Source organism: Pseudoalteromonas sp. DY56-GL79, from assembly GCF_041414765.1.
Classification (GTDB): Bacteria; Pseudomonadota; Gammaproteobacteria; order Enterobacterales; family Alteromonadaceae; genus Pseudoalteromonas; species Pseudoalteromonas piscicida.
Genome location: NZ_JANHZS010000015.1, coordinates 111,896 through 132,305, shown reverse-complemented (window position 1 = coordinate 132,305; position 20,410 = coordinate 111,896). Strand labels below are relative to the sequence as shown.

Genomic DNA, 20,410 nt, shown 5'->3' with positions numbered 1-20,410 from the left:
ATGTAAAGAGGATTTCGTGTAATAGTATTGTGCTAATGTGTAGCTTAAATGCAGCTGCGCAAGCTGAAAAAGTGCCTGCTGTTGATTTTTCTAATAGCTGCGGTAATAACCGGGTTGAAGCACAAAGCGACCAAAATCTTTCACGCCAGCTAGACAGCAAACAAGCCTACCCAGAGCCCGTAGAGGGTAAAAAGGTCGTCGCTATCACGCTAAAACAACTTAATGTTTTCGATACCGACAAACCTGAAGAAGACAATGCCCTATTCCGATTTGCTAACCGTTATCACATTCAAACCAAACCCGAAGTATTAAAAAGCGTGCTCCTATTTCAGGAAGGGGATACTTACAATCCAAGAAAACTCAGTGAATCCGAGCGACTCCTTCGCAATCAGTCATACCTATATGATGCTCGTATCTATGCCGTGGAAAACTGTGATGGTGATATTTTAGTTACGGTTGTAACGCGGGATCTTTGGACACTATTGCCCGATTTAAGTTTTAGTCGTAGTGGCGGGGAAAATACTTCTCGAATTGGGTTTAGAGAAAGTAATTTATTTGGCTGGGGAAAACGCCTTTCTTTTACTCATATACAAGAGGTCGACCGCTCTGGTTATCAATTTGTCTATGACGACCCAAATATTTTAAACTCAAGATATCGTGGTCGCATAGAATATTCAGATAATGACGATGGTGAACGCCACTATATCGATGTGAGCTATCCATTTTTTGCAACCGACACCCCATATAGTTACGGTTTTACGAGTTATTCAGACAAACGTGAAGAACCCATATATTCTGAAGGGGAAACAATCTCAGAGTTCAGTCAATCCACGGATGTCACGCAAGTGTATTTCGGACACTCAAAAGCGCTATCGGGCAGTTGGACTCGTCGTCTCATCGCAGGCGTTAGACATGAGCAACATACCTTCCGTGAGATAGCTGATACCACTTTACCCATTGCACAAGATAGAACGCTCACCTACCCTTATGTTCAAGCTCAGTGGTTTGAAGATTCCTATGTAAAAGTACGCAACTTTGACTCGATTTATCGCACAGAGGATCTTAATTTAGGTTGGAATATTAATGCCTTATTTGGCTATTCAGCCGAATCTTGGAGTGACGATGCTGAGCGTCTTGTCTATTCATTTTCTGCCAATACGGCACACTACACCTCAGATCACAGCTTATGGCGTTTTTATTTTGATATCAGTGGCAACTGGAACAAAGACACAGATAAAACCGAAAATCTGATAGCGAAAACGACCTTTCAATACTATTTAAATACCAGTTTGTATGAATCTTGGTTTATCAATGCAAGCTATACCTATGGAAACAACCTGACCTTTGATAATCAAATTACATTAGGGGGCGAAACCGGGCTTCGCGGATACCCAATAAAATATCAACAAGGTAGTCGCAGTATGCTACTCAATATCGAAAAACGCTATTACTGGGAATATGACTTACTGCGCTTATTCAAAATTGGCGGTGCGGCTTTTTTTGATGTAGGGCGCGCGTACCACTCTCATCTGCCGATTGAAGCAGATGAATCTGTCCTAAAAAATGTCGGTATTGGCTTGCGTTTAGCACCTAGCCGAGCCAATTCAGATATCATGGTTCATATTGATTTAGCCGCGCCAATTAATGGCCCGGATAACGTCGATAGCGTACAGTGGCTATTAACGGTAAAAAATCGTTTTTAACGGTGTCGCGCACCAATAAACATGATATAAAGCAGAAAAAATTTCTTAGGATACGACTTTGCATTTGTTAGATTTCGCACTCAGTCAATACAAGCTAATTGTAACTTTGGTGGCGCTATTATCCTTCCCACTATTGATGAAAGCATGTTGCAAACTATTAGAAAAAGTAACACGCGGAAAAATAGACTCTCATCGTAAACAACGTGCCGATTTACTCGTTCGTGTACTCGTAGCCTTTGTATTCGTCTGTTTTATGCTCGTATTCTGGGGTATAGAACTTCGTGGTTTACTGGTGCTTGGTTCATCGTTATTTGCGATGCTTGGTGTTGCCATGTTTGCAGCTTGGTCACTGCTTTCCAATCTGACCTCATTCTTACTGATGTTTATTCAAAACGATTATCGCGTTGGGAATTGGGTAAGAATTGTTGACGGTGCAAACTTTGTTGAAGGCTGTATTGTGGAGATGGGATTGATGAGTGTAGTGCTGCGCCATGTTGATGGCCATAAGGTTGTATATCCTAACAACTTGTTTGTTACTCGCCCCGTTATGGTGCTTAGTCAGGAACCAGCTAAACCTAAACAGGTTCCAACACCAAGAAGAACATTAGGCCCTAAGAAATAGGGCCTATATCGTCAATAAAGGTTTCTAGCTGTTGTTCAACAATGCTATTTGCATGTGCAAAGTAAGCTAAGTGAAAAACCGCATCTCCTTCATTCACCAAAGGTAGCATTTGTTGGCCAATCACTATCCCACTACGAGGCGCGATAATCGCTTCTTCGCTTTGGCCTAGTGGGCTGTCTATATAAGCCAAAATTTGACCTTTTGATACGCGTTCTCCCAAGTTAACTTGAGCTCGAACAATACCGTCAACGTCCGCACGCACCCAACTTGTTGCTGCCGCGATAACTGCATCATGACGTTGTTTCCTACGACGCCCACGCAGCATTCTGAGTTTACGCATGACATTTTCAACCCCTTGCAATCCAGCAGCAATGGCTAATGAGTCAAACCGCAACGCTTCTCCCGCTTCATAAGTGATAACTGGAATGTCCAATCCCGCCGCTTCACTTCGCAACGAGCCGTTACGCAGTCGCGCATCTATCGCAACTGGTGTACCAAACGCCATGGCCATTTCTTTGGTCATTTCGCAGGACAAGTCACCGCGGATCTGCGGTAAATTAGAGCGATGAATCGCGCCGGTATGTAAATCGATAATATGGGTGCATTTTTTTACCACCAAATCGAAAAACATAGATGCCATTCGAGCCCCTAACGAGCCTTGCTCAGAACCTGGAAAACAGCGGTTTAGGTCTCGTCTATCAGGTAAATAGCGAGACTTATGAATAAAGCCAAAGATATTTACGATAGGCACCGCTATCAAGGTGCCACGTAGCGTTGCCGCATCGACTTTACTTAATAGCTGGCGCACGACCTCAACGCCATTTAATTCATCACCATGAATTGCGGCACAGACCAAAAGTACCGGTCCGGCCTCTGCGCCATTAACGACTTCAATCGGAATGGTCATTGGTGTGTGAGTGTAGAGCTTGGCCACTTCCAACTGGACAGTCTGCCTTTCAGCAACACCCACTCGTGTATCTAATAACGTAAAGGGTTGGTTGATTTTAACCTTTGCCACGTGTAGCAGTCCTTTTCGCCGCTGCATTCTTCTCGATAAAGGAGATGATCAAGCTAGCTATGTCTTTACCTGTTGCCTTTTCAATGCCCTCAAGGCCCGGAGATGAGTTCACTTCCATCACCAAAGGACCACGCTCTGAACGCAATAAATCTACACCGGCAACATTTAGGCCCATGGCTTTTGCTGCAGCAATTGCAGTGCGGCGCTCTTCCGGAGTGATTTTTACCAATGTCGCAGAACCGCCACGATGCAGATTTGAACGGAATTCGCCCTCTTGCGCTTGACGCTTCATCGCGGCAATGACACGGTCGCCAATAACGAAACAGCGAATGTCCGCACCACCAGCTTCTTTAATATACTCTTGCACCATGATGTTGGCTTTTAAGCCCATAAATGCTTCGATAACGCTTTCCGCCGCTTTACGTGTCTCAGCTAACACCACACCAATACCTTGTGTGCCTTCTAGTAGCTTGATCACAACCGGTGTGCCGCCAACCATTTCCAGTAAGTCTTTAACGTCATCAGGCTTACTGGCAAATCCTGTGATTGGCATGCCTACGCCTTTTCTTGACAGTAACTGTAATGAACGCAACTTATCTCTTGAGCGAGTGATTGCAACAGACTCATTCAATGGGTACACCCCCATCATTTCAAACTGTCTGAGTACCGCACAACCATAAAACGTCACAGAGGCACCAATTCGCGGAACAATCGCATCAAAGCCGCTCAACTGCTGACCCTTAAAGTGAATTTCAGGCTCACTACTATTGATATTCATATAACAACGTAGCGCGTCAATAACCTCAACTTCATGCCCACGTTGCTCTGCTGCCTCAATTAAACGACGTGTTGAATATAAAGATTGATTCCTTGAAAGAATGCCAATTTTCATGATTTATCCGTTTTATTACTTAAGTATGACTGTTCTGGATCAACAAGGATGCGGCCTCGCATCGCCGTGCGGCCCAGTAACATTCTAAATTTCATGGTTTCTCTATTGCTTAGCGTGATTTCAATTGGCCAAGCCTGATTGCCGATAGTTAAATTTGTTTCTATTACATAACGTAGTTCTTTATGACCGCCCGAATCGGTAACAACGCGCTCATCCACTACTTTTGCTTCACTACAGACTTCATAGTCAGTATTGTCTTGTTTGGGATGGATCCAAAACCTTACCCAAAGTTCATCTTGTTCTGTTTTGAAAGGCTCAACCTTAAAGGCGTGCAGACATGATGTTCTTGCTCCAGTATCTACTTTCGCTTTGATTTTTTCGATACCTAAATCGGGTAAGGAAAGCCACTCTCTCCAACCAACTGTGATCATATTATGCTCTCGTACAAAATGAGTTCGGACTTATACGCTGATTCAAGTCACTTGAAAAACAAAATAAATTTATCCTAAAGATAAAAACGCTCTGTTAAGCCAAGCACCTTAACTTACAGTAACACCACTTACACATTTTTCAAGGTAAAGCCCTATACTGAGCTAAAGTAAAATAGAGTATTCAAACAATTTATTTCATCGCCAAGATTTTAGGACCTAAATGAATTTGAAAATTAAATTATCTATGTCAGTCTTGGGACGAACTTTTTAATAGGAATTAGCTATGACTGGATTACTCCATGCGTTTGTGCTCGACGGTCAAGGTGGCGGTAGGCTACTTTGCGATCTGAGTGAAGTAAAATCCGTAATTCACAAGGAGCCACTTTGGCTTCATTTTGACTACAGCTTCGACGAAACGACCGAATGGCTGAAGCAACAAACGTTTTTGGATGACTGGGAAAGAGAAGCGCTAACCGCAGATGAAACCCGTCCGAGAACGGCGAATGGCGATGAAGGTTTGCTAGTGTTCTTGCGTGGCGTGAACCTTAACCCCAAGCAAAGCCCTGAAGACATGGTTTCTATTCGCTGTTTTGCAAACGATAAACTACTTATCACCTGTCGTAAGCGCCATATTATGTCTGCCCAAGATATGTTGGCATCGCTTAAAAAGGGTCAAGGCGCAAAAAGTATCGGTGAGTTACTATCTACATTAGTAATGCGACTTTCTGTGCGAATGCAAGACATCATCTGGCAAATAGAAGAACAGCTTGACGAGTTTGAAGACGCGATGGAAAGCAGTGAGCAGCTGCCCAACTATCAGCAACTTTCAACATTAAGAAGACAAACCATTGGTTTAAAACGCTATCTTAAGCCACAAAAGCTTGCTATTAGCGAACTGCTATTGGCAAAGATTGCTTGGCTAGATGAAGATCATCGACACATGATTGAAGAGGCGAGCAATGCCTTAAGTCGATATATCGAAGAATTAGAGGCTGCGATTGAACGTGCACAAGTGATCCAAAATGCGATCACCAACCATCAAAATGAACAGTTAAACCAAAGAATGTACGTGATGTCTGTCGTTGCAGCGCTATTCTTACCACTTGGGTTTTTAACAGGCTTGTTGGGGGTGAATATTGGCGGTATTCCTGGCACTGAATGGGGTGGCGCATTTGCCTTTTTTGTTATTATGTTGGTGGTACTAACTGGTGGTATTGGGGTGTACTTTAAACGCAAAGGCTGGTTGTAAGTAGGAGTAATCATTGGCGCTCTCGCTAGGGATCGAACCTAGAACTCAGCCTCCGGAGGGCTACGTGATATCCATTTCACCACGAGAGCGTCGGCAACATAATAATGCTAAGTGCAGGCAATTGCCAGACAATGTTTGCTATATGACTAATTAGTAACCTATTTTTTAAAAAAAGCTGTACTTTGGGCAAAAAACCAGTTATTCAACTATGCTTTGAAAATAATAAAATAGACTGATATTGCTGCCCGTTCAGAAATATCGCGATACATCATTGAGGATCCCAAATATGACACCGATGACAACAGAGCAAGTTGCAGAGTTTCTTGACGTAAAGGTTGAGCGCGTAAGACGCCTCGCACGAGAAAACTTGCTAGTCGCCAAAGACACTGATGCCAATGGCGAACCTATCTTTGACAAAGCCGATGTTGAAAAATACAAAGAGCTAGCACAGCGACTGGGTGGGATTTAAACTACCCAATAGTGATGGCCAGTAATGTGATCAAGGAATATCACATACTACTGGCTCAACTTGCAGCTACAGTATCCACTGCTTCAGTAACTGTCTAAGCTTTTCGGCCTCTATCATTACGCCGCGCTGCTCGTACCATTGAATGCTAACAATCAAATAAATTTGGCAAAATACCGTCAGCTTAGCTTGAGCGTATGAAGGCATGGCTTGCCGCTTTAGAGAAAAGTAAGACTCAACTACCGTAAGTGCTGCTTCAACATCACAGCTAAAACTACACACCAGCGCTGCTAAATCAAAAAATATGTCACTATGACAAGCATACTCAAAGTCGATTAACCGAACCCCCTCTGGACTTTGAATAATATTGCTCATGACTAAGTCATTGTGGCAAAACGCCTGATCCACAGGTAAGGAAGCTAAGCTTTCGATAAGCCGTTCGATGTCGACTAAGTGACGCAGTTTCTCATCAATAGCCTGAACATAACCGACTAAGTCCAGCACCTCATATATTTCAAGCTCTAAGTTATGCACCTGAATAACTTGTGCTAACAACGCAGTATTTAACTTTGGCTCAGCACACACTTCTGGCATAAAAGTAAATAGTGCCATACGAGTGCGTAGGTCATACTGCAGTACGTTAGAAGTAATGTCTTGTTGCGCTAACTTGTTTTGCGCCTTTAAGGCCTCAGTAGGAATACCATGGCTGTAGCATTTTAATAAGTAGCTTTCGCCTTTACTCACCATCAGGTAATTATTGTTACTCACACCTTTTGTCAGCTTTTCTAATCGCTCAGCTGAAACCTTGAATACGGTATTCACCTTTACTTTTAATTTTTCAAGCTCAGAGTGCTGCAAGCGTCTTTCCTTGCTTAGCTTCATATTCTTCGTACCAACGCTTGTAGCCCCAACACGCCATCAAGGTGTAGAAAATAAATAGCACCAGCGTAGGATAGAAGCCTTTAAGGTAATAAAGGTAGATAGAGGCTGCATCAATCACGACCCAATATAACCAGTTTTCAAGAATTTTCTTAGCCACTAAATAAGTCGTCACCACCGCAAAGCATGTGGTAAAGCTATCTAAATAAGCGAGATCTGCTGCCATATAATGCTTGGTGAAATAACCGAGCAAAACGGAAACCACTGAAGTGATAACAATGATTGAAAGATGTTTTGATAGCGACCAAGAAACAATATCACTGGGCTTGTTTTTATCACCCTGACGCCACATCCACCAACCGACGACGGCCATGACCATATAGTAAAAGTGCAGCAGTGATTCCATCACTAGTGCACCGTTCCAGTACAGCACGGTATAGATAAAGGTGTTAATAAAGGCCACAGGCCAACACCATATATTCTCTCGAATTGCCAGCAATAAATAGGCAACAGCCAGCACCACAGCGATATACTCCCAACTCGACATCGCAGTGAACCCTGCAAAGGTTTCAGTAAACCAGTCCATTAATCACAGGCACTATCAGCTGGAGATAAATCGCCTGAGATAAACTTACAAACAAAAATACATTTTCCGTAAGCTTCAAATGAGTGTTTCATTTCTTGATTCAATACTGAGGTCACTAAATCAAATTCACCAAAGACCTGAGTTGACATCGTATTTGTGATCACCTTGATCCCTTCATGCTCATTCAGCCTATCAATAAAACCTTTAATAAAAGGGATATAGTCTTGGTGCAGTGGGTACTTGCTTATTTCAACAGAAACTTGCATGGGCGCTCCTTACAAATGGCAGCCGATTATTAATATTGCTGGTTTAGATTTTCCCCACCGGTAAAATCCGATTTTGGGGTATAGTTAATCCAGTCTTGCTGATAGATAATTTTACCTTTTTCGTCAAACTTTAGCACTATCAGAAATCGCCAAGGCCCTAACTCGCGTGACGTATAATTAAAGCGATTAAAAACGCCTCTAGCAACCACGGTTCGAGTCGTGCTATCGACTATTTTATCTTCAACCACTAAGGCGGGTTGTTCATCCAGCACAGCAAAATTTCCAGCAGACCAGTTAAAAAAAGCCGTAATCTGATCTTTACCTTGTGCCTTATGGCCAAAAACCATATCTTCCAGCACGGCATCTTCGGCATAGAACTCGATAAACTGGGTAAAGTTCTGCCGCTGAGCATAGGTATTAAAGTAAGCATCGGCATGGCTGATGAATGTATTTTTGTTACTGATATTAACCGAATTACTGCAACCACTCAGTATTGATATAGAAAATAACAAGAACCCATAGCGCATCATAGCCACTCCAAAAGCCGTATTAATTGTGTATAAAAAAAGCGCCTATAGCGCTTAATTCGACAATGATAAAATATGTATTTTTATACTGTTACTATACCCAATGGTTTAGCGGTTTTCCACGCTCCACGGGTAAAGTCTGGAATACTCAATGATTCACTGCGATTAGCCACTGACTGAGCCGATAACGGAGAAATTACCGACCAAGCCGCACCGTCGTATACGTCTTGATCTAGCGCTTCACCATTGCGCAGGCAATAGATCATGCGCCAGAACATTAAAAAGTCCATACCACCATGACCGCCATTGCGCTGTGCTTCTTCACCCATTTTAGTCCAAAGCGGATGGTCGTATTGTTTGTACCATGGATCCATTTCGTAATCCCATTCATGGAAGCTCTTAGTACCACCTTGCTCTAACGCGATACGATTAGGGAAACCAGCAAAGACCCCATTAGTTCCTTGAATAAGATTGTGACGAGAATAAGGCCTAGGCGTGGTCGTATCGTGTTGTACCATGATACTGCGTCCTTTGATGGTCTTAATCATCGTGGTATTCATATCACCCGCAATATACTGTAGTTGATTGCGTTCATGATCAGCCGGAAATTCGCGTTTTGCATAGGCTGCACGACCAAGGGCGGGAGAACTCATAGAGGTTAAGTAATCAAAACGATCACCGCGGTTAATATTCATGTACTGAGATACCGGACCTAAACCATGAGTTGGATATAGGTTACCATCTCGCTTAGTATGCCAGTGTGTACGCCATGAGCCGGTCTTGTGCTCAATTTCCTTCATTTGCCAACGTAGCTCATGAATATATGCAGCTTCACCATGCAATAACTCACCGAATACACCTTGGCGAACCATATTCAATACCATCAACTCATCGCGACCGTAATTGACATTTTCCATCATCATACAGTTCTTTTGCGTGCGCTCTGCGGTGTCAACTATCTGCCACATTTCTTCAACGGTCAACGCTAAAGGCACTTCAACAAACGCGTGCTTACCACTATTCATGGTATCAATTGCCATCGGTGCGTGCCATTTCCAAGGTGTTGAAATGATAACGATGTCAATATCATTCCGATTTAGCATTTCTTGATAAGCTAAGTCACCACCACGATACAGCGCAGGTTTCGGCAAACCTCGCTCGCGCACAAGATAGTCAGCCGATTTTTCAAGCACTTCATCATGGGTATCACAAATCGCGACAATACGTGCACCATCGATGTGACTCATGCGCTTTACATGACCATAGCCACGTTGGCCAACCCCAATAAAACCTACCCGAACCACGTCCATTTTTGGTGCTACGAGCCCAATGACAGAGCGGCCTTGTTGCTTAGGTACAATGCTATTATTTTGATTCGAGCTTGCGCACCCAGCTACTACACTCGCAGCCGCAGCCGCTCCTGCGGCTTTTAAAAAGTCGCGGCGGTTTATATTTTTCATTCTTACTCCTAAACGATACTTCTTAACAGCACTAATACTGCTCGCTATCAAGCTAACCTATCCCAATCTTAGGTTCAAAACATTGCGATAAAGCCGCAAAAAAAAGCGCTTGAAGCGCTTTTTCTTAAAATATATTAACTGTTAAATTGCTCTGATTATATTATTCAGACAATCCTCTTTTTCTAGCACACTGGAATACAGCGCAAGCTGGTTCTTCGCACGGTCGAGATTATGATTGGCTCTGTGGGTTGCAAAATAATTATCTCCATCTAAGTGATCTGTTAAAAATCTCAGACCTATCATGAATGGCATCACTTTCGCGCCAAGAATAAAACTGTCTTTTTCTGCTTCAGTTACACTGTCTTGTAACGGTTCAATATACCCTTGCGCCAGCGCAGCAAAGATATTTTCTCTTACCTGCACATTACTCAAGTTCGTAGAGTCTTCAGCTTCTGGCGAACAGAAGGTACGTACCATATCGCCAAAATCAAACAACCAGTTACCTGGCATACAAGTATCTAAGTCGATAACGGCTCGTGCTGCATCACTCTGTGTTGAGAACAGCATGTTGTTGATTTTGGTATCGTTGTGGCAAGCTCTAAGTGGTACTTGTTTTTGTGCCTGCTGCAATTCTTCTGCAAGTGCAAATTGCTGCTGAAAAGCGGCGATAACATCACTGCACTTTTCCGCGCGACCATGCTCATCTTTCGCAAGTACTTGGTTGAATGCGTCAATACGCATCGCCAAGTTATGAAAGTTTGGAATGACATGATGTAACTGCGCCGCATCAAAATCATTTAGCGCATGTGCAAACTGCCCGAAGGCATTTGCAGCCGTTAATGCTTGTTGTTCGTTTGCCACTACGTCTTCGCTATAACTGCGGCCAATAAATGCAAGCGCACGCCAAACTTCGTCATTAATATCGACTAAATATTGGCCTGAACTCGTCGCTAGATGCTTTATGATAGCGAGACTATATTCACCATTTAAGGCTTTTGCTGTTAAGTGCTGTTCAATCGCTCGCGCATTTTCAACAAGATGCAAAGGGTTTGGAAATACCGTGGTATTTAGCTTTTGTACCACCATGGTTTTGTGGTTGTCCTGCAACAGCATAGTCGTGTTGATATGACCACTACCGATCGGCTTCATTTTAGCTTCTTCACTAATGAGACCGTATTCATCAGCAAGTTGTTGCGCAACGGCTTGATACTCCATATTCACCTCAAAAGGAGTTAAGTCGGATGTAGTTGTGTGGAGATGATTATCTTCCCTGACGTGCTTCATAAATCTTTCTCGCGACAATGTCTAGTTCGCTCTTATAAGTTATACCGTACCAATGTGATTTAGCTTGGTAGACCGACACGGTTTGTAGGCCCTTATTGATACTGTGTTGGATACAATCTGGCAGATAATACTCTTTTTTGACACCGTTGTCATAATTCCTTAAAAACGCATTAAATCCGGCTTCTAATGAATCAAAAAGTGACGGCGTCACACCCCAGCAGGTCATCGAAGCAAGCGCAGAGTGTGCGATCTTACATCGCTTACCTGCAATATCACCTGACAATTCGCCGTTTTCAAAGCGAATATCTAATGCTTCTTCAACCGAGTGTAGTTGTTGCGCTTGTACCTGACAAACGCCACGGTTTACTCCACCTTGTTCAGATAAGGTATTTATAATTGGGTATGCGACCATCGCCATATTGCTATGATGCTGAAAATGTTCAACAAGCTGCTCAAATGCATCAGGCCCGTAATAATCATCCGCCGTAATAACTATCGCAGGCTTATCAACGTATGGTTTTGCACACAACAGCGCGTGCCCTGTGCCCCATGGTTTTTTTCGCCCGGCTAAACAGTCGATAAATTCACTTGGAATATCGCTAAGCCGCTGCTGCACTAACGTGATGTTCAGCGCCTTTGGCAATCGTGGCAATATCACATTTTCGATTAGGCTTCGCACTTTGTCATTAATGATCAAAATAACATCGCGCACACCAGCATGATGCGCGTCAATTATGCTCAATTCCATAATGCTTTTATCGATACTTGGCAGCTCAGCAACCTGCTTATTACCACCAAAGCGGCTTCCTAATCCACCAGCCAAAATGATCAGCGTAGGGGGTTGTTCGATTCCTATCATTGAAAAAATATCAAAACTCAAATAAGCGGGTAAGTGTACTGAGCTTTTGCTCAGAATAAAAGCAATTGCGAGGAAAGGCGTCCTCGCAATTAGTGTGAACTAGCTAAACTTTTGGCATAAGTACTTTATTTCTTGGTATTCATGCAGTCCTTCCTGTGCTCCTTCTCGGCCAAGACCTGAAAACTTCACGCCACCAAAAGGCGCCACAGGGTTGGATATGATCCCTTCATTAATCCCAACCATGCCATACTCAAGCGCATGACTTACTCGCCTTATTTGATTGCCATCATTTGAATAAAAATAAGCAGCAAGCCCTTCCGGCACAGAGTTTGCCATTCTTACCACTTCATCTTCACTCTCAAAATCAATAATGCTGACAATCGGTGCAAAAATTTCTTCATGGAAGATCCGCATGGTGCTATTTACACCCGTGATAACTACCGGTGCCATAAATTGGCCGCTTTGTTTATCACCTTGATAAGCGATGCTCGCACCTTTAGCTAACGCATCTTCTAACAACTGCTGTGCTTTTTGTTTGGCTTCAAGTGAAATGAGTGGACCAATATCAACACCTTGCTCTAAACCATTTCCCAAGGTGAGTGTGCTAACCTGCTGAGTGAGTGTATTGAGTAGCTCTGCCGAGATACTTTTCGCAACAAACACGCGATTTGCGGCCACACAAGTTTGTCCTGCATTTCTAAACTTCGCTGCCATCAAACCACTTACCGCTTGCTCAACATCAGCGCTGTCGAAAACAATAAATGGTGCATTACCACCAAGCTCCATTGACGTTCTTTTCACTGTGTCGGCACATTGCTTCAACAACGCACTCCCCACTTGTGTTGACCCCGTAAACGTAAGTTTTCGCACTTGTGATGACTCAGTAAGATGTGCTACTAACCCTTTAGAATCGTTAGTCACTAACACCTGAAAAGCACCAACTTCCATTCCAGCCTGGATAGCTAGCTTAGCCAGTGCGATGGCCGCTAGAGGGGTTTTCTCAGAAGGCTTTAAAATAAAACTACAGCCTGCGGCATAAGCTGGTGCTACTTTTCTGGTGATCATCGCCAGTGGAAAATTCCACGGTGTGATCCCAAGTACAACACCAACCCCTTGCCTGATTGTAGTTAGCTCATGTGATTGAGAATGACTGGGAATAACCTGACCATAGGCGCGCTTGGCTTCTTCGCTATACCATTCAATAAATCCTGCTGCATAATCCGCCTCGGCAAGTGCCTCCTTGAGCGGTTTGCCTTGTTCCTTAGTGACGATTTCAGCCAAGGCCTGTCGATGCTCTATTACCAATTCGTACCATTTTCTAAGTACTTGACTACGGGCATGTGCTGTCGTGCTAGCAAGTCTTTCAAAGGTTTCAGCCGCTGCTTGCAGCGCTTTATCGGCAGCCTGGTTATCCGCCTCAGAAACCTGAGCAAGGTGCTCTCCAGTTGCAGGATTAACCACATCGACTTGCGTTTTACTATGATGTGCTTGGCCATTGATAAGTGAAAATTCGGGATTACTGATGAGTGACATAGCGTTCCTCCTAGAAAAGCAAAAAGCCGTAGTATAAGACTACGGCTTTTATTAAATTTGTCAGTAACAACCTAGGTTGTTAGCAGCACTTAATGGTCTTCATTAACGATATTGAGATTGTACTTTGGAATTTCAACCACTAAGTCTTCATCACTAATTATCGCTTGGCAACCTAAACGAGACTCAGCTTCAAGACCCCATGCTTTATCTAGCATGTCATCTTCTAACTCATCACTTTCTTCCAGCGAGTCAAAACCTTCACGAACAACGATATGGCACGTGGTACATGCACATGATTTTTCACAGGCATGTGGAATACTAATTCCATTTTTCAACGCCACATCGAGTACAGTTTCACCCGTTTTCGCTTCGATTGCAGCACCTTCCGGACATAACTCTTCATGGGGTAAAAAGATAATTTGTGGCATATTACACCTCGTCTACCGACTGCCCTTGCAGTGCCTTTTTAATTGATTCATCCATACGGCGTGAAGCGAAATCACTACTCGCCTGATCGACTTCTTCGATCGCCTTTTTAATCTGCTCTGGATTGTCTGCACTTTCGCGAATTTGTGCAAGTTCAGTCATTGCACCGCGCAGTGTATTGAGTTCATCTTCTGCCAACAGATGACCATCCGTTGCAAGCGATGCCTCTAACGCTTCCAATACACGCAGCGCTTCAACCTGCTGCTCTTTAAGCATACGAGCGCTCATGTCTTCTTTGGCATTGCTCATCGAATCTTTTAGCATTTGTGCTACTTGGTCATCGCTCAAACCAAACGATGGTTTTACCTGGATCTCAGCCTGTACGCCTGTCGACTTTTCTTCAGCCGAAACACTCAATAGACCATCAGCGTCAACTCTAAAAGTGACTCGAATATGCGCAGCGCCTGCCGCCATTGGCGGAATGCCTTTTAGACTAAATTTAGCCAAGCTACGACAATCATCAACGAGCTCACGCTCACCTTGCAATACATGTAATGACATAGCAGTTTGACCATCTTTAAAGGTGGTAAACTCTTGTGCGCGTGCAACAGGAATAGTGGTATTGCGCGGAATGATTTTTTCAACCAGTCCACCCATAGTTTCTAGACCTAAAGACAATGGCAATACATCAAGCAGTAACATGTCAGAGTCAGGCTTGTTACCCACTAAAATATCAGCTTGGATAGCAGCACCTAATGCCACCACACGATCTGGATCGATTGATGTTAGTGGCTCTTTGGCAAAGAAACTCCCGACTTCTTCACGCACCACCGGCATACGAGTCGATCCACCGACCATCACAACCTGCAAGACTTCTTCTGCTGTGACACCGGCATCTTTTAACGCGCGGCGACAAGAGCGCAAAGTCTTTTTAACCAATGGCATTGCCATTTCAGCGAATGCTTGACGCGTGATCGTAACAACCAACTTTTGCTCGCGAACTGGTAGCTCTACGTTTACCGTTTCATAGCTTGAAAGCGCTTCTTTACAGGCTCTTGCCTTATTGATAAACAAGCGTAGCTCTTTAGGGTTTAAATCAAATAGCTGCGTTTGCTGTTTGAAGAAATCGACCAACAGTGAATCAAAGTCATCACCACCGAGGCTAGAATCGCCACCGGTTGATAATACCTCAAACACGCCTTGGTTTAAGCGTAAGATAGAAATATCAAACGTACCACCACCAAGGTCATAAACCGCGATCACGCCTTCTTGACCAGAGTCTAGGCCGTAAGCTACCGCAGCTGCAGTCGGCTCATTGAGAAGTCTTAATACTTTTAGACCAGCAAGCTCGGCTGCGTCTTTTGTACTTTGCCTTTGTGCATCATCAAAATACGCAGGTACAGTGATCACTGCGCCCATTACATCTTCACCAGCAAAGCTATCAATAGCACGTTGGTGTAATGTTTTTAAAATTTCAGCGGAGGCTTGCACTGGGCTTACAGCGCCAGCTACGGTTTCAATAGCAAGCGAACCGTTATTATCGACAAAGTTATAAGGCAGTTGACCATAGCTTTGTTCTATTTCAGATTGCGTTTTACCTAAAAAACGTTTGACAGAAATAAGCGTATTAGTCGGGTCTTCAGCAGAAGCAGCTTGGGCTTGTTCACCAACGATAATCTCTGAGTCAGTGTACCTTACTACCGACGGCAGCATAGGTTTACCCATTAAATCGCTAAGGGTCTTCGTTTCGCCACTTTGTACTGTTGCCACAAGAGAGTTCGTGGTACCTAAGTCAATACCAATCGCTAATTTATGCTCATGAGGTGCCGCGCTCTGCCCCGGCTCAGCAATTTGCAATAATGCCATAATGCTCTTTTCACTTTAACGTTTGTTGATGCTATACATCATCAATCGAATAATTCATCTTCGATACGTGCTAATTCGTCGCGTAACTTGTAGACAAACTTTAGCTTACGAATATTGTCTGCTGCGGCTTCTAATGTGCTCATGTCATCGCTTTGAAGCTGCTCGGCAAGGGAAGCGCTAAACTCTGTATCTAACGCTTTAATCTGTGTTTCGAACTCTGTAATCGCGCCGTCAGGATCCGCCGCATCAGGTAATTCTTCTAATGCTTCGCGCAGCTCCATCTGTTGCATTAAAAACATCGGATCTTGCAACGTTTGTTGCTCTGCACGTATGTCTACACCCTTTTCGCTTAGCATATACTCGGCGCGTTTAACTGGATGTTTGAGCACCGCTAGCGCGTCATTGATCTCTGCGGTTTTCTGTACTGCGAGCAACTTCTCACGCTCACTTTTACCAGCAAATCTATCTGGGTGAACTGCACGCTGTAGCTCTAAATAACCTTGATTTAGTTTGTTTAAATCAACGTGATAATCAACAGGTAAATCAAATAATTCAAAATAACGCATACGCACCTAATACAGCAAAGCCCCACCAAGGCAGGGCTTTAAGCTATTCACTGTTGCAAACTATACGGTGAAGCTTTCGCCACAGCCACATTCGTCTTTCTGATTTGGGTTATTAAACTTAAACCCTTCATTCAGACCTTCTTTTGTATAATCAAGCTCTGTGCCGTCGATATAAACTAAACTTTTTGCATCAACGATGATTTTGACATCTTTGTCTTCAAATACTTCATCGCCTTCATCTAAATCGTCGACAAATTCGAGAACATAAGCAAGACCTGAACAGCCCGTGGTTTTAATACCAACGCGCAGCCCTATGCCTTTTCCACGGTTACTCAAAAAGGCTAATACGCGATTAGCGGCTGCATCTGTTAACGTCACTGCCATAATAGTCTCTTACTTCGCTTGTTTACTCTTATAATCTGCAATCGCAGCTTGAATCGCATCTTCTGCCAAAATTGAGCAGTGGATTTTCACTGGTGGCAACTCAAGCTCAGCACTGATATCAGTGTTTTTGATAGTCGCAGCTTCTTCTAACGATTTACCTTTCACCCACTCAGTCACAAGGGATGATGATGCAATCGCGCTACCACAACCATATGTCTTGAATTTCGCATCTTCGATGATGCCTTCTTTTGACACTTTAATTTGTAGCTTCATTACGTCGCCACATGCAGGTGCCCCCACCATGCCCGTTGCTACGCTTGGATCGTTCTTGTCTAAAGAACCTACGTTACGTGGATTCTCAACGTGGTCGATAACTTTATCACTGTAAGCCATAACTATTTCCTCACTACCTGCTTGCGGCCGGATGGTATCCAGCCAGCGGCTAAAACTTGCTTAATGGTGTGCCCATTCAACGCTATCTAAGTCGATGCCATCTTGGTGCATTTCCCAAAGCGGTGACATCTCACGTAAGCGACCAATAGAATTCTTAAGAAGATTGACGGTGTAATCGATCTCTTCTTCTGTCGTAAAACGACCAATACTGAAACGGATAGAGCTATGTGCTAATTCGTCATTACGACCTAGAGCACGCAGTACATAAGATGGCTCTAAGCTCGCCGATGTACATGCAGAACCTGAAGAAACCGCAATGTCTTTAACTGCCATTAGTAGACTTTCACCTTCAACAAAGTTGAAGCTAATGTTTACAATGCCAGGTACTGATTGGTCGATAGCACCATTAAAATAAACTTCGTCCATATCCATTAGGCCGTCCAATAGACGCTGACGAAGCGCACTGATGTGTGCATGGTCTTTTTCAAAGTCTTGCTTAGCAATTCTAAATGCTGTGCCCATACCCACGATTTGATGAGTAGCAAGCGTACCTGAACGCATACCGCGCTCATGACCACCACCGTGCATTTGTGCTTCTAAACGCGCACGTGGCTTACGGCGTACGTACAACGCACCGATACCCTTCGGACCATAAACTTTGTGGCCCGAAAATGACATAAAGTCTACTTTCAATGTTTGTAGGTCGATTAGTACCTTGCCAGCACTTTGCGCCGCATCAACATGGAACATGATCTTGCGCTCACGACACATCTCACCGATAGTCGCGATATCTTGAATAACACCTAGCTCGTTATTAACGTGCATTACGCTCACTAAAACAGTGTCTTCGCGCATCGTTGCTTCAAGCTTTTTCAAGTCAAGTAAGCCGTTGTCTTCAACATCCATATACGTCACTTCAAAGCCTTGACGCTCAAGCTCACGGCAGGTGTCTAGTACTGCTTTATGTTCAGTACGAACGGTGATGATGTGCTTGCCTTTCTTTTTGTAGAACTGTGCAGCACCTTTGATTGCAAGGTTGTTTGATTCAGTTGCACCAGATGTGAAAACGATTTCACGCGGATCAGCGTTGATTAAATCAGCGATATCATTACGCGCCTGATCAACCAGTTCTTCTGCTTGCCAACCGAAACGGTGTGAACGAGAAGCTGGATTACCAAAGTTACCATCCATTGTCAGGCACTGCATCATCTCGTCTGCAACACGCTGATCAACCGGAGCGGTTGCTGCATAATCTAGATATATCGGTAATTTCATTTATCTCTCCGCTTGACGTCAACCTAGAGTTGACAGCTCACTTGAATATTGTCTAATTGCTCGATAACACGTTTAACGTGCTTATCTTGCCGCGTTGCTACGGATTGAACATCCGCATCGGCGACTAACTCGGCTAGGGAAATACTGTTCAAAAACTCTTCAATTCGCACACTTAAATCAGACCACAGTGAATGAGTCAGACAGCGCATACCGCTTTGGCAACCGCCGCCTTCGCCGTGACAACGTGTTGCGTCAACAGACTCGTCAACAGCATTAATCACATCACCAACGGAAATTGTGTGTGCATCACGGCCTAATAAGTAGCCGCCGCCTGGACCACGTACAGAGCTAACTAAGCCATGTTTACGTAGACGGGCAAATAATTGTTCAAGGTAAGATAGCGAAATCTCTTGTCGTTCAGAGATATCGGCTAGTGGAACAGGGCCAATACTTGCGTGTAACGCAACATCTAACATTGCTGTCACAGCGTATCTGCCTTTTGATGTCAGTTTCATGCATAACCCCCGCTAATTTACCAAGCCGCAAATTTTAATTACTTGACTAAGATAGTCAAGTATTAACCAAGCATAATAACGGCTTTAAATCTGCAACCCTCGTATGCCTACCCGAAATACCCGAGTAATTTAATCAGGTATTATGGATATTGTAATTACCTGAGTATTTTAGTCAAGTATTTGTGATGAAGATTTATGCAATATTTCACAAAGGGAATGGTTGATATTTAGACAATAGAAATGTAACAGTATTGGCGCGCTGACTTGGCCAATACTGTCATCGTGTTTGGTTTACTTGCTCGTAGATTTATCTATCGAACTTAGGATCCCACGTAGAATATTAAGTTCTTGATCTTCCGGTCTAGCACGGTTGAACAAACGCTTTAGCTTAGTCATTACCATGCCTGGATGCTGCTTGATGATAAAGCCGGTGTCATTCAAGGTATTTTCAAGATGCTCGTAGAATAACTCCATCTGCTTTGATGATGGGTAAATCGTTTCATCTACTTCTTCTGGCTGCTTTTCTTGCGTGTCTAGATATGTCATACGCGTTTCGTAGGCCAAAGTTTGCACTGCCATGGCAAGATTAAGCGAGCTATACTCAGGATTAGCTGGAATACACACATGATAGTTGCACAATTGCAACTCTTCATTTGTTAGGCCGCTATTCTCACGACCGAATACAAGGGCGACAGGACCATTCACCGACTCAGCAACCAATTTTTGTGCACACTCACGCGGGTCTACCATTGGCCACGACAAAGTGCGTGAGCGCGCACTCGTGCCAATAGTTAAAGCGCAATCAGCAATCGCCTCTTGAAGTGTATCGACTTTAGTCGCTGCACCCAACACGTCGGTTGCGCCAGCCGCCAATGCACTTGCATGGCTGTCCACTTCACATGCAGGGTCAACTAAATAAAGCTTAGATAACCCCATCGTCTTCATCGCTCTCGCAACAGAGCCAATATTGCCAGAGTGTGAGGTGTTCACTAATACAATTCGAATATCTTCTAAAGCCATTTACACGAGTCTCAAACAAAAATAATGGCGCAGTGTAGCATATCTAATTTGCGTTTTTCCAAGCTCCACAACCAGAAATTAAAAATCTTTACGCAGCAACGGAGTACAAAAAACAACCAGAAAAATTCACAATTGGTTATTTACTTTAGAGAAAAAACCGCTAGAATATGCCGGCTCAAAATGATCCTGT

23 protein-coding genes and 1 tRNA gene are annotated in these 20,410 nt (G+C 43.7%); 4 read left to right on the top strand and 20 right to left on the bottom strand.

The genetic code is table 11. The features are described 5' to 3' along the window. Positions 1 to 35 precede the first annotated feature (35 nt). Positions 36 to 1,703, top strand: coding sequence for a POTRA domain-containing protein (locus NO992_RS12640; protein ID WP_371377586.1), 1,668 nt, complete (start codon positions 36 to 38; stop codon positions 1,701 to 1,703). Between the two features lie 58 nt (positions 1,704 to 1,761). Beyond that, complete coding sequence (locus tag NO992_RS12635) at positions 1,762 to 2,325, top strand: mechanosensitive ion channel domain-containing protein (protein WP_017218501.1); 564 nt, start codon at positions 1,762 to 1,764, stop codon at positions 2,323 to 2,325. Here NO992_RS12635 and NO992_RS12630 read toward each other — a convergent pair. From NO992_RS12630 to NO992_RS12620, 3 genes are read right to left on the bottom strand one after another with little or no spacing between them, the layout of a single operon-like run. After that, positions 2,315 to 3,343, bottom strand: a complete 1,029-nt coding sequence (locus NO992_RS12630; RefSeq protein WP_010378992.1) for a succinylglutamate desuccinylase/aspartoacylase family protein — start codon at positions 3,341 to 3,343, stop codon at positions 2,315 to 2,317. The genes NO992_RS12635 and NO992_RS12630 overlap by 11 nt on opposite strands. Then, positions 3,330 to 4,235, bottom strand: a complete 906-nt coding sequence (gene rimK, locus NO992_RS12625; protein WP_010378991.1) for a 30S ribosomal protein S6--L-glutamate ligase — start codon at positions 4,233 to 4,235, stop codon at positions 3,330 to 3,332. Before rimK ends, NO992_RS12630 begins: the two co-directional genes overlap by 14 nt. Next, positions 4,232 to 4,666 (bottom strand): ATP-dependent zinc protease, encoded by a 435-nt coding sequence (locus NO992_RS12620; protein WP_010378990.1) that lies wholly within the window; start codon positions 4,664 to 4,666, stop codon positions 4,232 to 4,234. The genes rimK and NO992_RS12620 overlap by 4 nt, the downstream gene beginning before the upstream one ends. A gap of 283 nt (positions 4,667 to 4,949) precedes the next feature. Between NO992_RS12620 and NO992_RS12615 the strand changes: the two genes are divergently transcribed. Next, positions 4,950 to 5,915, top strand: coding sequence for a zinc transporter ZntB (locus NO992_RS12615; RefSeq protein WP_010607232.1), 966 nt, complete (start codon positions 4,950 to 4,952; stop codon positions 5,913 to 5,915). 14 nt (positions 5,916 to 5,929) lie between these two features. Here the strand turns inward: NO992_RS12615 and NO992_RS12610 are convergent. Beyond that, positions 5,930 to 6,004 (bottom strand) — tRNA-Arg (locus NO992_RS12610). Between the two features lie 197 nt (positions 6,005 to 6,201). On the opposite strand from NO992_RS12610, the gene NO992_RS12605 reads away from it, so the two are divergent. Further along, complete coding sequence (locus NO992_RS12605; protein ID WP_010607231.1) at positions 6,202 to 6,384, top strand: helix-turn-helix domain-containing protein; 183 nt, start codon at positions 6,202 to 6,204, stop codon at positions 6,382 to 6,384. 66 nt (positions 6,385 to 6,450) lie between these two features. Here NO992_RS12605 and NO992_RS12600 read toward each other — a convergent pair whose 3' ends face one another. From NO992_RS12600 to trmJ, 16 genes are all read right to left on the bottom strand, one after another. Further along, the gene (locus NO992_RS12600) at positions 6,451 to 7,263 is read right to left on the bottom strand and encodes a phosphotransferase (RefSeq protein WP_253106063.1); all 813 of its coding nucleotides are present in this window, start codon (positions 7,261 to 7,263) and stop codon (positions 6,451 to 6,453) included. Continuing rightward, positions 7,226 to 7,846, bottom strand: a complete 621-nt coding sequence (gene pnuC, locus NO992_RS12595; RefSeq protein WP_010378986.1) for a nicotinamide riboside transporter PnuC — start codon at positions 7,844 to 7,846, stop codon at positions 7,226 to 7,228. The genes NO992_RS12600 and pnuC overlap by 38 nt, the downstream gene beginning before the upstream one ends. Beyond that, positions 7,846 to 8,112, bottom strand: a complete 267-nt coding sequence (locus NO992_RS12590) for a YkoF family thiamine/hydroxymethylpyrimidine-binding protein (RefSeq protein WP_017218496.1) — start codon at positions 8,110 to 8,112, stop codon at positions 7,846 to 7,848. Before NO992_RS12590 ends, pnuC begins: the two co-directional genes overlap by 1 nt. A gap of 29 nt (positions 8,113 to 8,141) precedes the next feature. Next, a complete protein-coding gene (locus NO992_RS12585) occupies positions 8,142 to 8,642 on the bottom strand; it encodes a nuclear transport factor 2 family protein (RefSeq protein WP_017218495.1) in 501 nt (166 codons plus the stop codon). A gap of 80 nt (positions 8,643 to 8,722) precedes the next feature. Beyond that, positions 8,723 to 10,099 (bottom strand): Gfo/Idh/MocA family protein, encoded by a 1,377-nt coding sequence (locus NO992_RS12580; protein ID WP_371377572.1) that lies wholly within the window; start codon positions 10,097 to 10,099, stop codon positions 8,723 to 8,725. A gap of 141 nt (positions 10,100 to 10,240) precedes the next feature. Further along, positions 10,241 to 11,314 carry a phosphotransferase enzyme family protein gene (locus NO992_RS12575; RefSeq protein WP_017218494.1) on the bottom strand — a complete coding sequence of 358 codons (1,074 nt, stop codon included), beginning with the start codon at positions 11,312 to 11,314 and terminating at the stop codon, positions 10,241 to 10,243. 46 nt (positions 11,315 to 11,360) lie between these two features. After that, the gene (locus tag NO992_RS12570; RefSeq protein ID WP_371377569.1) at positions 11,361 to 12,242 is read right to left on the bottom strand and encodes an NDP-sugar synthase; all 882 of its coding nucleotides are present in this window, start codon (positions 12,240 to 12,242) and stop codon (positions 11,361 to 11,363) included. Between the two features lie 99 nt (positions 12,243 to 12,341). Further along, the gene (locus NO992_RS12565; RefSeq protein WP_371377566.1) at positions 12,342 to 13,775 is read right to left on the bottom strand and encodes an NAD-dependent succinate-semialdehyde dehydrogenase; all 1,434 of its coding nucleotides are present in this window, start codon (positions 13,773 to 13,775) and stop codon (positions 12,342 to 12,344) included. Between the two features lie 89 nt (positions 13,776 to 13,864). After that, on the bottom strand, positions 13,865 to 14,203 hold the full coding sequence (fdx, locus tag NO992_RS12560; protein WP_010607222.1) for an ISC system 2Fe-2S type ferredoxin: 339 nt from the start codon (positions 14,201 to 14,203) through the stop codon (positions 13,865 to 13,867). 1 nt (position 14,204) lies between these two features. Beyond that, complete coding sequence (hscA, locus tag NO992_RS12555; protein ID WP_371377563.1) at positions 14,205 to 16,067, bottom strand: Fe-S protein assembly chaperone HscA; 1,863 nt, start codon at positions 16,065 to 16,067, stop codon at positions 14,205 to 14,207. A gap of 41 nt (positions 16,068 to 16,108) precedes the next feature. Then, complete coding sequence (gene hscB, locus NO992_RS12550; protein ID WP_222241476.1) at positions 16,109 to 16,633, bottom strand: co-chaperone HscB; 525 nt, start codon at positions 16,631 to 16,633, stop codon at positions 16,109 to 16,111. Between the two features lie 60 nt (positions 16,634 to 16,693). Then, positions 16,694 to 17,017: an iron-sulfur cluster assembly protein IscA gene (gene iscA, locus NO992_RS12545; protein WP_010378967.1), complete on the bottom strand. Its 324-nt coding sequence runs from the start codon at positions 17,015 to 17,017 to the stop codon at positions 16,694 to 16,696. A 9-nt stretch (positions 17,018 to 17,026) separates the two neighbouring features. Next, positions 17,027 to 17,410: a Fe-S cluster assembly scaffold IscU gene (iscU, locus tag NO992_RS12540; RefSeq protein WP_010378965.1), complete on the bottom strand. Its 384-nt coding sequence runs from the start codon at positions 17,408 to 17,410 to the stop codon at positions 17,027 to 17,029. 60 nt (positions 17,411 to 17,470) lie between these two features. Then, a complete protein-coding gene (locus NO992_RS12535) occupies positions 17,471 to 18,685 on the bottom strand; it encodes an IscS subfamily cysteine desulfurase (RefSeq protein WP_010378962.1) in 1,215 nt (404 codons plus the stop codon). Positions 18,686 to 18,708: 23 nt separating this feature from the next. Then, positions 18,709 to 19,200, bottom strand: coding sequence for a Fe-S cluster assembly transcriptional regulator IscR (gene iscR, locus NO992_RS12530; protein WP_010378960.1), 492 nt, complete (start codon positions 19,198 to 19,200; stop codon positions 18,709 to 18,711). Positions 19,201 to 19,491: 291 nt separating this feature from the next. Continuing rightward, positions 19,492 to 20,220 carry a tRNA (cytosine(32)/uridine(32)-2'-O)-methyltransferase TrmJ gene (gene trmJ / locus NO992_RS12525; protein WP_017218490.1) on the bottom strand — a complete coding sequence of 243 codons (729 nt, stop codon included), beginning with the start codon at positions 20,218 to 20,220 and terminating at the stop codon, positions 19,492 to 19,494. Positions 20,221 to 20,410 lie beyond the last annotated feature (190 nt).

Excerpts from the sequence above, each read along its gene's own strand:
- NO992_RS12640 (WP_371377586.1), top strand. The coding sequence starts at position 36 with ATGTGTAGCTTAAATGCAGCTGCGCAAGCTGAAAAAGTGCCTGCTGTT.
- rimK (WP_010378991.1), bottom strand. The coding sequence starts at position 4,235 with ATGAAAATTGGCATTCTTTCAAGGAATCAATCTTTATATTCAACACGT.
- NO992_RS12620 (WP_010378990.1), bottom strand. The coding sequence starts at position 4,666 with ATGATCACAGTTGGTTGGAGAGAGTGGCTTTCCTTACCCGATTTAGGT.
- NO992_RS12615 (WP_010607232.1), top strand. The coding sequence starts at position 4,950 with ATGACTGGATTACTCCATGCGTTTGTGCTCGACGGTCAAGGTGGCGGT.
- NO992_RS12605 (WP_010607231.1), top strand. The coding sequence starts at position 6,202 with ATGACACCGATGACAACAGAGCAAGTTGCAGAGTTTCTTGACGTAAAG.
- NO992_RS12600 (WP_253106063.1), bottom strand. The coding sequence starts at position 7,263 with ATGAAGCTAAGCAAGGAAAGACGCTTGCAGCACTCTGAGCTTGAAAAA.
- pnuC (WP_010378986.1), bottom strand. The coding sequence starts at position 7,846 with ATGGACTGGTTTACTGAAACCTTTGCAGGGTTCACTGCGATGTCGAGT.
- NO992_RS12590 (WP_017218496.1), bottom strand. The coding sequence starts at position 8,112 with ATGCAAGTTTCTGTTGAAATAAGCAAGTACCCACTGCACCAAGACTAT.
- NO992_RS12585 (WP_017218495.1), bottom strand. The coding sequence starts at position 8,642 with ATGATGCGCTATGGGTTCTTGTTATTTTCTATATCAATACTGAGTGGT.
- NO992_RS12580 (WP_371377572.1), bottom strand. The coding sequence starts at position 10,099 with ATGAAAAATATAAACCGCCGCGACTTTTTAAAAGCCGCAGGAGCGGCT.
- NO992_RS12575 (WP_017218494.1), bottom strand. The coding sequence starts at position 11,314 with ATGGAGTATCAAGCCGTTGCGCAACAACTTGCTGATGAATACGGTCTC.
- NO992_RS12570 (WP_371377569.1), bottom strand. The coding sequence starts at position 12,242 with ATGATAGGAATCGAACAACCCCCTACGCTGATCATTTTGGCTGGTGGA.
- NO992_RS12565 (WP_371377566.1), bottom strand. The coding sequence starts at position 13,775 with ATGTCACTCATCAGTAATCCCGAATTTTCACTTATCAATGGCCAAGCA.
- fdx (WP_010607222.1), bottom strand. The coding sequence starts at position 14,203 with ATGCCACAAATTATCTTTTTACCCCATGAAGAGTTATGTCCGGAAGGT.
- hscA (WP_371377563.1), bottom strand. The coding sequence starts at position 16,067 with ATGGCATTATTGCAAATTGCTGAGCCGGGGCAGAGCGCGGCACCTCAT.
- hscB (WP_222241476.1), bottom strand. The coding sequence starts at position 16,633 with ATGCGTTATTTTGAATTATTTGATTTACCTGTTGATTATCACGTTGAT.
- iscA (WP_010378967.1), bottom strand. The coding sequence starts at position 17,017 with ATGGCAGTGACGTTAACAGATGCAGCCGCTAATCGCGTATTAGCCTTT.
- iscU (WP_010378965.1), bottom strand. The coding sequence starts at position 17,410 with ATGGCTTACAGTGATAAAGTTATCGACCACGTTGAGAATCCACGTAAC.
- NO992_RS12535 (WP_010378962.1), bottom strand. The coding sequence starts at position 18,685 with ATGAAATTACCGATATATCTAGATTATGCAGCAACCGCTCCGGTTGAT.
- iscR (WP_010378960.1), bottom strand. The coding sequence starts at position 19,200 with ATGAAACTGACATCAAAAGGCAGATACGCTGTGACAGCAATGTTAGAT.
- trmJ (WP_017218490.1), bottom strand. The coding sequence starts at position 20,220 with ATGGCTTTAGAAGATATTCGAATTGTATTAGTGAACACCTCACACTCT.